At 29.7% G+C, this 12,754-nt stretch carries 11 protein-coding genes and 1 riboswitch; of the genes, 1 reads left to right on the forward strand and 10 read right to left on the reverse strand.

Translation table 11 applies throughout. The features are described from left to right. Positions 1–16 precede the first annotated feature (16 nt). The 3 genes from Q3304_RS13060 to Q3304_RS13070 are packed head-to-tail and all read right to left on the reverse strand — an operon-like array spanning position 17 to position 2,200. Complete coding sequence (locus tag Q3304_RS13060) at positions 17–688, reverse strand: DUF4097 family beta strand repeat-containing protein (RefSeq protein WP_223195490.1); 672 nt, start codon at positions 686–688, stop codon at positions 17–19. Positions 689–702: 14 nt separating this feature from the next. Further along, entirely contained in the window at positions 703–1,356 is a 654-nt protein-coding gene (locus Q3304_RS13065; RefSeq protein ID WP_407813957.1) for a hypothetical protein, read from the reverse strand. Between the two features lies 1 nt (position 1,357). Then, on the reverse strand, positions 1,358–2,200 hold the full coding sequence (locus Q3304_RS13070; protein ID WP_407813956.1) for an ATP-binding cassette domain-containing protein: 843 nt from the start codon (positions 2,198–2,200) through the stop codon (positions 1,358–1,360). Positions 2,201–2,310: 110 nt separating this feature from the next. On the opposite strand from Q3304_RS13070, the gene Q3304_RS13075 reads away from it, so the two are divergent. Beyond that, positions 2,311–3,093: a MerR family transcriptional regulator gene (locus Q3304_RS13075; protein ID WP_054270304.1), complete on the forward strand. Its 783-nt coding sequence runs from the start codon at positions 2,311–2,313 to the stop codon at positions 3,091–3,093. Between the two features lie 153 nt (positions 3,094–3,246). Here Q3304_RS13075 and ftsH read toward each other — a convergent pair whose 3' ends face one another. The 7 genes from ftsH to yaaA form a co-directional block, all read right to left on the reverse strand. Next, positions 3,247–5,064 carry an ATP-dependent zinc metalloprotease FtsH gene (ftsH, locus tag Q3304_RS13080; RefSeq protein ID WP_054276701.1) on the reverse strand — a complete coding sequence of 606 codons (1,818 nt, stop codon included), beginning with the start codon at positions 5,062–5,064 and terminating at the stop codon, positions 3,247–3,249. A 31-nt stretch (positions 5,065–5,095) separates the two neighbouring features. Beyond that, positions 5,096–5,539, reverse strand: a complete 444-nt coding sequence (locus tag Q3304_RS13085; RefSeq protein WP_054270302.1) for a MarR family winged helix-turn-helix transcriptional regulator — start codon at positions 5,537–5,539, stop codon at positions 5,096–5,098. Positions 5,540–5,869: 330 nt separating this feature from the next. Next, the gene (locus tag Q3304_RS13090) at positions 5,870–6,502 is read right to left on the reverse strand and encodes a TetR/AcrR family transcriptional regulator (protein ID WP_407813955.1); all 633 of its coding nucleotides are present in this window, start codon (positions 6,500–6,502) and stop codon (positions 5,870–5,872) included. Between the two features lie 170 nt (positions 6,503–6,672). Further along, entirely contained in the window at positions 6,673–7,563 is an 891-nt protein-coding gene (locus Q3304_RS13095) for a homoserine O-succinyltransferase (protein ID WP_407813954.1), read from the reverse strand. A gap of 29 nt (positions 7,564–7,592) precedes the next feature. Beyond that, positions 7,593–8,858 (reverse strand): O-acetylhomoserine aminocarboxypropyltransferase/cysteine synthase family protein, encoded by a 1,266-nt coding sequence (locus tag Q3304_RS13100; RefSeq protein WP_054276698.1) that lies wholly within the window; start codon positions 8,856–8,858, stop codon positions 7,593–7,595. A gap of 108 nt (positions 8,859–8,966) precedes the next feature. Beyond that, positions 8,967–9,069: riboswitch (SAM riboswitch) on the reverse strand. Positions 9,070–9,122: 53 nt separating this feature from the next. After that, the gene (locus Q3304_RS13105; protein WP_407813953.1) at positions 9,123–11,780 is read right to left on the reverse strand and encodes a cation-translocating P-type ATPase; all 2,658 of its coding nucleotides are present in this window, start codon (positions 11,778–11,780) and stop codon (positions 9,123–9,125) included. A gap of 104 nt (positions 11,781–11,884) precedes the next feature. Continuing rightward, positions 11,885–12,583: a peroxide stress protein YaaA gene (gene yaaA / locus Q3304_RS13110; RefSeq protein WP_407813952.1), complete on the reverse strand. Its 699-nt coding sequence runs from the start codon at positions 12,581–12,583 to the stop codon at positions 11,885–11,887. Positions 12,584–12,754: the final 171 nt, after the last annotated feature.

A 12,754-nucleotide genomic window follows, 5' to 3' on the forward strand; every position in this document is an offset into this window, starting at 1 on the left:
TTTAATAGGTTTGGCTTTAATCGTTAATAAAGTCCAAAAGAATATCTCCATTATTTGTATAAGTTGTAAGTTTCTTTGAACCATTATGTTTATCATTAGGCAAATTACTTTTTCCCTTTTTTATATAGTTTGATATAAAAAAATCATCATAAGAACCTGTTAGTGTTCCACCTATATTACCATTTTTCGTTTCAAGTTCTATAGAGTTTCTTGCATCAAGCTCTTTTAATTCAATATTTCCATTGCTAACCTTTATATCTACTGAACTTAAAAATGATAATTGTGATATTTCTATATCTCCATTAGATGTTTTTAAGTTTAGATTTTCTAAAGATTCATTGGGTATCCACATTTTTATTGTTCTGTTTTCTATTGAAGTCTTTCCACCTATATAATCACTCCAACCCTTATTAGTAATATATTTAATTGACAATCTATTTTTTTCGAATAAATCAATCATATAATACTCTTTTTCACTGTCATAATAAGAAATATGAATTTTTTTATCTGAAGATGGAAAAACCTCAATTTTTCTATCTTTTATGTCAACTTCTATATTATCTATATCTAACATAGAGTATTGCTTTTTCTCATAAGTAGTATCTGTAGAAGAACACCCCACTAAAGTGCTTGATAATACAATTAATATACTTAAAAGACTAAATAATTTTTTAAAGTTTTTTTTCATTTGTAATCTCCTTGTTAAATAGCTTTCTTCTTCAATACAATCAAACAAAGATATGCTAATAGTAAACTACCTATTGAACAAATTCCAATATGTAGCAATGGATTGCTATTGAACATAATAAGCTTAAAAAACTCTACCAGTATGCCACGCAAATGCTGTATAGGAACAAATATACATATGATAGCTATAAGAGTGATGTCAGTTATCCATCCATACCAATAAGTTTGCATAGACAATAATAAATGTAAAAATATAGATACTAACAATAGGAAGGTAAATTGCTGGAAAAAAGCAAGAAATGGTCCATTTTGCCACCAACCACATAGTTCTAATAAATTTATTACTGTTTGAGTTTGATTAATCGGGTCTATTACAAGATGAATGAAAGTATTTATGAGAGATACTGCTAGAGCAGTAATAATATATGTTATCATACTTCCCCAAAAGTAATATTTTTTAGTTGCATTTAAATATATCAGCTTGCTGAAATTAAAATATACAATAAAAAATGGAACTATTAATATATAAAGATAAGTATAATTTCCACGGCTTATGGCTATTTTTGCATCACTAGATGTACTGGATAATAATACTACTAAAATTGTAATAATAAATCCAATAAAGCTACTCGAAAAATTACGTTTTACAATTGTTAAAACTGGATTCATATTAAATTACCTCCTTTCTTCCAACCATATAAATAAAGAAATCTTGGAGAGACATTTCTTCTATATTAAGACTCTCAGAATTAATAGATACGTCAAAAATGTGCCTTGTCAAAAAACCTCCAACTTGTTCATTTCCAATTATATTCAAATCTTTAGTAGCTTCTTCTACCTCTTGTTTTGGTCCACTTACACTATATGCTTTATCCTTAATAACTTGTAATGTATCAAAAAAGCATAATGCTCCTCTATCAATAATAATCAATTTTTGCATAACTTTTGCAATTTCATCTATTATATGAGTAGAAACAATAATAATTCTTGGTTTCTGAGAAAAACTTTCTGTTAATAAAGAGTAAAACTCTGCACGCATAATTGCATCAAAACCAAGTACTGGTTCATCTAAAAGAATTACTGGTTTATTACTTGAAAGACAAATAATAGTAGAAACCATAGTTTTCATTCCCAATGAGAGTTTATTGAACTTTTTACTTCCATCCAATTCAAAGCGTTCCATCATCTCAATGGCAAATTGATTGTCAAAAGAAGGATTTAATTTTCCTGCAATTTTAATAAGTTTTTTTACAGGAAGATTAAAATGTTTTGCAAAGTTATCAATATAACTGACACTAGTATCCATTGTTGCTGTACTAATAAAACCTCCATTCACATAAATACTTCCACTAGAAATATTCTGATAACCTGCAATAGATTTTAAAAGTGTAGTTTTTCCTGCACCATTTCTTCCCAACAAGCAATATATTCCATCTGCTTGAATTGTACATGTAAAATCTCTTAAAACAACTGCTTCTTTGTATTTCTTCGTTACTTTTTTTAATTCTATCATAACTTGTTATCCTCTCTAATCTTTCTTTTTTATATCATTGTGACTTATGTCAACAGATGATATAATGTATTATAAACTTTTGTGTTACAAAAAAGTCAAGAGGTGAATGAATGAAAAATTACTTTTCGATTAAACAAGCTGCAGAAATTGTAGGTATGACTAGTGAAGCACTACGTCACTATGACCGTATTGGTATTGTAAAACCTTGTTACAGAGATGAATCATCTGGTTATAGATATTATTCTGAACAAGAACTTGTAAAATTACAAACTATAGCATTACTTAAATCAATGGATTTTACATTAACAGAAATTGGAGACATATTACAACTTGATAACCTACATAAAGTTATTGAAGCTCTGAAACAAGCTGAAGAAAATGCAAATAAGAAAATAGCTTATCTCCAATATGCAAAAGAAAAAATTAAACGTGCTTACACAGATTATGAAAACAAATTAAATAATATTGATACTAAAAAAGATAATTTTTTTGTAATGCATATTCCCAAAAGAGTTATTCTTATTTCCAATAATATGGAACATGCATCATTAAAAAACTTATGGAACTATCATGAACATTTCTATAATCAACTTGATACATCATTAGAATCGCAATTTTTATTTGAAGATATGGCTGGTATGATTACAACTCCAGAAAAATCTAGACTGTTTGCAATTTGTTTAAAGTATCCCTCTGTAGAAGAATTAACTATATTGCCAGAAGGTGATTACCTATGTGCAAACTGTACAGAAGAAAATAAAGATATAGTTTTAAGAGAATTATTACATAAATTAAAAACAGAATCTAATATATGCCCAAATGTAATTGTACACATCATATCTGTAACTGGAATTTTACAATGGAATTATCAAATACAGATATTGCTAAATTAAGATAGCTTACTCAAAACTTATACAATATAAAATAAAAACTAGTTATATTAAATAAGATTTTTCCATATTAAAAAGTGGTATAACATTTATAAATGCTATACCACTTTTTAGTAAATCTAAAAGGATTTTATCCTAAATCATTAAATAATTATTTTATTGTAAATTAAGTATTTCCATAAACTCATCACCTGTAATAGTTTCTTTTTCTAATAAATATTCAGCAAGTTCATGAAGTTTTTCAATATTGTTTTCTAAAATTTCAGTTGCATTTTTATGGCAAGTTTTTATTATTCTAAATACTTCTTCATCAATTTTGGCAGCAGTGTCTGAAGAACAAGCAAGAGAAGTATCTCCTCCTAGATATTGATTACTTATTGTCTCTAGAGCAACCATATCAAACTCTTCACTCATACCAAGACGAGTAACCATAGCTCTTGCAATTTTTGTAGCTTGCTCTATATCATTTGAGGCTCCTGATGTACAAGTATTAAAAATAACCTCTTCAGCAGCACGACCTCCTGTAAATGTAGTTATTTTATCAATTGCTTCTTCTTTAGACATAAGTACACTCTCATCTTCTGCAACTTGCATAGTATAACCCAATGCACCTGAAGTTCTAGGTATTATAGTAATCTTATGGACAGGAGCAGAATGTTTTTGCATAGCAGCAACAAGTGCATGACCTATTTCATGATAAGCTATAATTTTCTTTTCCTTATCTGAAATTACAGCTCCTTTACGTTGATATCCAGCAATTACAGTTTCGACAGATTCATCAAAATCCTGTTGTTCTACTATATCTCTGCCCGATTTAACAGCTAAAAGTGCTGCTTCATTAACAATATTTGCAAGTTCTGCGCCTGAAGCACCTGATGTAGACCTCGCAACTGCATTATAATCTATATCTGAGCTTACATTTACATTTTGAGCATGCACCTTTAATATAGCTTCACGTCCTCCAAGGTCTGGAAGTTCAACTGGTATACGTCTATCAAATCTTCCTGGACGAAGTAATGCTTTATCAAGACTATCAGGTCTATTTGTAGCAGCAAGTATTACTACACCTATTCCACCATCAAAACCATCCATCTCACTTAACAACTGATTCAAAGTTTGTTCACGTTCATCATTTCCACCTAATCCACTTCCATTATCACGCTTTTTCCCAATAGTATCAATCTCATCTATAAAGACTATACATGGAGCTTTTTCTTTTGCTTGTTTAAATAAATCACGAATTCTAGATGCTCCCATTCCTACAAACATCTCAACAAATTCAGAACCAGATATTGAGAAAAATGGAACATTTGCTTCTCCTGCTACAGCTTTTGCAAGAAGTGTTTTTCCTGTACCTGGAGGCCCTACTAAAAGCGCACCTTTAGGCATTTGTGCTCCTATCTTCTTGTATTTTTCTGGATTGTGTAAGAAATCTACTATCTCACTTAAAGCTTCTTTTGCCTCATCTTGACCAGCAACATCATTAAATCTTTTTCCACTTTGAGCAGATACATACATTTTAGCATTGCTCTTTCCAAACTGCATACTGTTGCCACCCATTCGCTTTTGCATTGATTTCATCATTAAATTACCAAATAGCATAAGAATACCTATAGGTATTATCCATGTAAGTAAAATACTTAAAAGTGGTGAGTTTTCCTTAGGAATAACCTTATTAAACTCTACTTTCGCATTTTTCAATCTATCTACCAATTCTGGGTCATCCATTCTACCAGTTATGTATATATTCTTATCCTTACTACTAGATGGACTTATTGCTATTCTATTATTTTCTATCTCAACAGATTTTACTTTTCCTGTATCCAACATTGTAAGAAACTTCCCATAGTCAATCTCAACCATTTTTTTATCCATTAGACTTGGAAATATTAAAGCATTTAAAAACATTACTACTATTATTATTATTGTATAATAATAGAGACCAGACCTTTTCTGTGGTTTATGTTCATCCATAATTTTATTCTCCTTTAAATTATTTTTTATGTTATTTGCAATCAATGTAAGTTAAAAGCTTATTTAACTTCTCTAAACCTTCTATTATATCTTCCATATCTTGCAATTTTTCACTAGTCATATTTTCAAAATAATCATCAAAGATACTGCTTGAAATACTCTCCTGTATATCTAGTGATTTATTTGTAAGCCTTACTTTTACAATTCTTTGGTCTTCCATATCTCTTATACGATTTAAAAAACCATTCTTTTCAAGTCTCTGACATATTACTGATACATTACTGTTTGTCATATTTAAATTTTTTCCTAAATCACTTATTTTTTTCTCTCCATGTTCACATAGTTCTGACAGAATCAAGGCTTGCACTGCTGTAATACCAAGTGGTTGATAAAATTGGCTCAATAAAGTTGCAAATTTAATATTTATATCTCTAGTCAATTCCAATAACTCTTTCTTAAAACTTATCTCATCCATACAAACTCTCCCTACAAAAATGCTTTATTTTACTGAATATTAACCTTAGACTTAAGCGTATCTCACTAATAAATACTTAATACTATAATATTTAATGTATTAAATATTATAGTATTAAGTATTTATTGTCAATTACAATATTGTAACTTCAGTTATAAATATCATTTCTTATTGATATCTAATTTTATATAATATATTTTTAATGAAATTTAATGAAAAATCGATGTATATATTTTACACCGATTTCCCACTTTTTAATCCCATTACAACTAATTATCTCAAATATAGTATGACTAAAAATCAAAATATAATAATAAATAGTGCAAAAACTTAATTCTTTATTATCATATCATGTACAAAATCAAAACTACCTTTATCTGCACCTAAGGTTGTTTCCATAATATAAACAAAAGCCTCTGTTTTTTGTAACATTTCATCTTTATTCCAATTGAACATTGATTCATCAAATATACACTCAGAAGAAGCAATCAAAAACTCTATTGTTTCTTTTGGATACTTTGTATTGAATACTCCTTCTCTTACTCCTTGTTCTACTACCTCTGCTAAGATTGGTGTAAAGTTTAAAATAGTTTTAACTATTGTCTTTTGATGCATTTCTGCATTGTTTGGTAAATAGAATTGTTCAATTACTTTTTCTTTATTATTTCCAACACTAGGTCTTTGAGACATCAATATCTGAAAGAATTTTTCAAGCACTGGAATTTCTGGATTTAAAGCAATTTTTTTTGCCATATTTATATCATTATCTATAATTCTAGTTATAATTGCATCCATTACTTCTTCTTTGGATTTAAAGTAGTAATAAAAAGTACCCTTTGCAATTCCAATTTCATTTAAAATATCATTTATAGTAGTTTTCGAATAACCTTTAGTACAAAAAAGCATTTCAGCTGTATCTAATATTTCAGCTTTACGTTCTTCAGGGTCTTTTACAATTCTCATATGTTTTCTCCTTTCAATAGACCGTCAGTCGGTTTAGTTTTATTATATAAAACTACTATTATAATGTCAAATTTTTTAAAAAATAATAAGGTATAAAGAATCATTAAGACTATCTCTATACCTATCATTTTCTATATCTTATTTAATTATTTTTATATGGCATCTCAAATTTATTGTAGTAGATAGTTTTTTATCCAATTTCTAAACAATAACTCAGAATGTTTTTTCCATTTGACAGTTGGCTCTTGTGAAGGGTCATTATTCATATAATAGTTTTGAGGTATTGATATCTCATCTCCCTTGTCTATATCCCTCTTATATTCCTTATCAAGAGTGTACTTATCATATTCACCATGCCCCATTACAAATACATCTCTTGAGTTTGTAATTATATAAGGACCAGCTTCTTTAGAATGGCTTACAATACTCAATTCTTTATTATTTCTTAGAGCTTCAGTATTTATAGTAGTGTGTCTTGAATGTGGAGCAAAAAATTCTTTTTCAAATCCATCTACTATTTTACTATTTTTATCTACTTTATGCTTAAATACCCCAAAACATTTTTGACTTAATGGAAGTTTTTTTACATTGTAGTATTTGTAAAGACTTGCTTGAGCTGCCCAACATATATATAATGTAGATTTAGTTTTTCTTTTAGAATAATCCATAATTTCTTCTAGTTCATCCCAATAATCAACTTCTTCAAACTCCATTTGTTCAACTGGAGCTCCTGTTATTATAAAACCATCAAAGTGTTCTTCTTTGGCTTCATCAAATGTTTTATAAAAATCCTTAACATACTCATTGCATACTCTCTTACTTTCTCTTGTTGAGATTTTAATAAATTCCACAGATACATTAAATCCTGTTTTATCTATTCTTCTAAGTAAATCTAATTCTGTATCCATCTTTATAGGCATTAGATTCAATATAGCTATCTTTGTATCTATATTCTCTTCATATTTTAATTCTTTATTAAAATCTTCTTTGTAAATTACATCTATTCCTTCATCCAATAATTTATTAATAACAGGTAATCCTTTTGGTAGTATTAAAGCCATATCTTTTCACTTCTCTTTCTCTTAGACTATTAGAAATTTAAAGCTTGATTTAAATCAGCTATTAAATCCTCTACATTTTCTATTCCAACGGACAATCTTATTAGTGAAGGTAATACTCCAGATGCAATTAATTGTTCTTCTGTTAACTGTCTATGAGTAGTTGAAGCTGGATGTATAACACATGTTCTTACATCTGAAACATGTGTAACTAAAGATGCTATCTGTAATTTTTCCACAAATTTTTTGGCATTTTCTAATCCACCTCTTACTCCAAATGATAAAACTCCACTACATCCTTTTGATAGATACTTTTTGGCATTCTCATAATACTTATTATCTTCAAGTCCTGGATAGTTAATCCAATCTACATTTTCATGTTTTTCTAAAAACTTAGCTATTTTAAGTGCATTTTCACTGTGTCTCTCCATTCTAAGGTGAAGTGTTTCAACATTTAAATTAGTAAGATATGCATTAAATGGGCTTAAACAATTTCCATAATCTCTAAGTAGTTGAACTCGTGCCTTAGTTGCATATGCAGCATTTCCAAATTTTTGAGTATAACTTATTCCATGATATGTTGGGTCTGGTTCAACTAACTCTGGAAACTTTCCATTATCCCAATTGAAGTTTCCACCATCTACTATAATCCCCCCAACACTTGAAGCATGCCCATCTAAATACTTTGTAGTAGAATGAGTAACTATGTTTGCCCCATATTTTAGAGGATTGCAAAGCACTGGAGATGCTAGTGAATTATCAACTATAAATGGAACATTAACTCTCTTAGCCACATTTGCTATTTTTTCAAAATCTATAACTTCAAGAGTTGGATTCGCAAGTGTTTCTGCAAACACAACTTTAGTATTTTCATTTGCAAGTTTTACTATTTCATCTTCACTTGAATCTAAATCAAATGATATTAAATCTATTCCAAATTTTTTAAGACTAGGTCCCAATAAATTGAATGTCCCTCCATATACTTTTGAGGAACAAAGTATACTATCTCCTGATTTACATACATTTAAAACAGCTAACATATTTGCAGATTGACCTGATGATACAGCCACAGAAGATACTCCCCCTTCTAACAAACTTATTTTTTCTTCAAAGGCTTGAACAGTTGGATTACTTATTCTTGAATACATATGTCCATCAACTTTCAAATCAAATAGGTCAGCAAGTTGGTCTATACTACTATATTTAAAAGTTGTACTTTGATATAAAGGTAAGACTCTTGGTTCTCCATTTCCTGGTTTATAATTTCCTTGTACACATATTGTTTCTTTGTTATACATTTTTGTATCCCCCTTAGATTTTAGTAAAAAAATTAAACTATTTACCAGATGAGATTTAAAATAAATAAAGCCTGAGTATATAACTCAGGCTCTGTATAAGCTTAATTATACTCATCTCTCAGCTTTCGCCGCAGGATTTAGCACCAATGTATATAAATATACTGGTTGCCGGGTTTCATAGGGCCAGTCCCTCCACCTCTCTGGATAAGATTTATTTAATTTTTCTATGTTTTATATCTTATATATTTTTCCTAATTTTGTCAACTATTTTTTTAAAATTTTTCTTTTAATAACTTTTCCAACTTCTACTTGAACTACAGACATTGTGGCTAGAATGATTGTTATGAGCCATTCTGAACCATTTAAAATAGTTAAACTGAATGCATTTCTAAAGACAGGTACAAATAGTATTACTGCTATTAATAATGCAGAAGTTAAAAATGAAATTAAAAGAAATGGATTCTTACCATTATTTTTATTAAACATGGAATCTGTATTTGAACGCTGACTAAATGCTCTTAACATTTGTGAAAATGCTAATACACAAAATGCCATTGTCTGACCTACAGCATGATTTTCTATATTAAGACCAATTTTATATGCTAAAATAGTCATTATTGCCACAAATATACCTTGAGTAACTACTCTTTGTATAAGATTTTTTTCAAATAAGGTTGTTGATTTCACTGGCTGATGCTTCATTATATTTCTACTTGGTGGGTCAACTCCAAGCGCAAGGGCTGGAAGTGTAGCAGTTGCAAGGTTTACCCACAAAATATGAACTGCAAGAAGTGGAGTGTCCCAATTTAATAATATTGCAACAAACAATGTAAGTATCTCTGCTATATTACCAACAAGTAAGAATTGTATAACTTTCTGTATATTTCTATATACACGTCTACCTTCTTTTATTGCATAAGCAATTGTTGTAAAGCTATCATCCATTAAAATCATATCAGAAGAATCTTTTGCAACGTCTGTACCACTTATACCCATAGCTATACCGATATCAGCAGATTTTAAGGCAGGAGAATCGTTTACTCCATCTCCAGTCATTGCTGGCACTTCTCCAATTCTTTTTAGAGATTGTATAATTCTAAGTTTATCAAAAGGGGACACACGTGCAAATACTGTAGCATTTTTAACAGCCTCATCTAGCTCATCATCACTTAAATTATCAAGTTCATCACCAGATATAACAGTATTTCCTTCATTCCATATTCCTAATTCATGAGCTATTGTTGTGGCAGTAACTTTATGGTCACCAGTTATCATTATAGTTCTTATACCTGCTTCTTTACAAGTATTTACTGCATCAATTACCTCAGTTCTTGGAGGGTCAATCATACCAACCATACCTATAAATGTCAAATCATATTCTATATTTCCATTATCTTCTTTTGGTATAGATGAAATCTCACGCTTCGCAAAACCAAGTACACGCAATGCATCTTTAGACATAGTAAGACATAATTCGTGTATATTCTTTTTATCCAATTCGGTAATATTTCTTTCGCCTTTTGATGTTAATATTTTAGTACATAAGTCAAGAATTTCATCTACTGCACCTTTAGTATAAGCAGTAATCTTTCCATCTATATTATGAACAGTTGTCATACATTTTCTATCAGAATCAAAAGGCTGTTCAAATACACGTGGATATTCTTCTTCAAGAGCTTCTTGATCTATTCCAAATTTGTTAGCCATAAAAATTAATGCACCCTCTGTTGGGTCACCTAATATTTCATCTGTTTTATCTGGATTAATACATGCATCATTACAAAGTGCACCAGCATAAACAATCTCTTTATATACTAGTGGATGTTTTTCAGATGCAGTATCTATTGATGTAACTTTCCCAGATTCAAAATCTCCATTTACAGCAATATGTGTAACAGTCATCTTATTTAAAGTTAATGTACCAGTTTTATCACAACATATTACTGTAGCTCCTCCTAGTGTTTCAACAGCAGGTAATTTTCTAATTAAAGCATTTCTTTTAGCCATACGTTGTACGCCTAAAGCCATTACAATAGTAGCTGTTGCAGGTAATCCCTCTGGAATAATTGATATGGCAAGGGAAATTGCAATCATAAACATTGGCAAGAGAGGTCTCTGATAAAATGCACCTATTGCAAATATAACAACGCATACAATAATACCTATTACACTTAATGTCTTTCCAACAGTATTAAGTTTACGTTTTATAGGAGTATCAAAATCATCTTGTGAATCTAAAAGATGCGCTATGTTACCCACTTCTGTATCCATACCAGTTGCAACTACAACACCTACACCTCTACCATATGTGACGATTGAGGATGTATAAGCCATATTGCTACGGTCTCCTAATACACATTCTTCAGATAAGATTGTATCTGAGTCTTTTTCTGATGGAACAGATTCTCCTGTTAATGAAGCTTCTTGAATTTTTAAACTTGATGTCTCTATTAAACGAAGGTCTGCTGGAACCATCGCCCCATCTTCTAAAAAAACAATATCTCCTACTACAAGATTACTTGCTGGAATAACACTTTCTTCACCCTCACGCATAACACGAGCTATAGGTGAATTCATATTTTTTAGTGCTTCTAGTGATGATTCTGCTTTTTTCTCTTGAACGATTCCAATAACTGCATTTACTGTTACAATTATTAGTATTACAAAAGCTTCTGTAAATTCTCCAAATATCAAAGATAATATGGCTGCTCCTATTAAGATTAAAACCATAGCATCTGTAATTTGACTCCAAAGCATTTGTAAAGTTGTTCTAGGTGGTTTTTTTCTCAGTTCATTTAAACCATTCTCTTTAATCCGTTTTTCCGCCTCGGTATCGGTGAGCCCCTCTTCTGATGAATCTAGACTTTCTAAAATTTCATGTGTTGCTCTTGAATGCCAAGGCATCTGTTTGTGATTTTCCATTTTGGAAGATCACTCCTTTCTTTTTTTGATTTAAGAATAATTATATTTTAAAATTAAGCTCAATTCAATACACAATAAGCATATTTTACCTAAATTTAACAATACTATTTAATATTTAAAACTATCCACTCTTTTACAAATACATATTCACCACTATCAGATAGCTTTTCTTGATACTTATATCCACCTAAATTAAACTTCTTTAGTTCCTCAATATCTCTTACTCTATTTTTTACAATATATTTTACCATCATTCCTCTAGCTTTCTTTGCTTGTGTAGATTCAACTTTCAATTTACCATTTTTGCTTACTTTAAAAGTACATGTAATATATGTATCACTATCTTTAATAAATTTTTCTATGGATTTACTGTATTCATTTGATGTCAGATTGACGATAGCCTTTTTTTCTTTAATTAGTTCTTTATATATGCTATTTCCCCAATATTCATATAAATTCTTAAATTCTTGTATCTGTAATTTTGTCTGCATTTCTAATCTATATTCATATATGCTGTCATATGGTTTTATAACTCCATACAATCCACTTATGATTCGAATACAACCATCTGCAAAGTCTTCATCTTCCTTTGTAAAACTATGTGCTTCTATGTTTTTATATTGCATTCCATCATAAGTTAAGATTGCAGGACTCCCAAGTCTATCAAACTTAATACTCTCAAATCTATTTTTATTTAATGTAGCTAGTTTCTCATTGATTTTCATTTTGTTTTTGAAATCTTCTATACTAAATATTTTTATATTCTCCACTATTTCTTTTGCATTATCTATAAAACAAGGCAAACTTAATTCTCTCTGAACCTCCCATGACTAAAGTCACAGGGTTCCTGTTTCATAGAATCTTGCATACTGAAATATGTCTTATCAATTCTCCACAGGCTATCCCCGTAGTTCCTACGGTTCTTACATAAGTTATTTATTTTAAACTGTTATTAGTCTTAGTCCTTCTTTTAA

Source organism: Clostridioides sp. GD02377, from assembly GCF_045899875.1.
Classification (GTDB): Bacteria; Bacillota; Clostridia; order Peptostreptococcales; family Peptostreptococcaceae; genus Clostridioides; species Clostridioides difficile_A.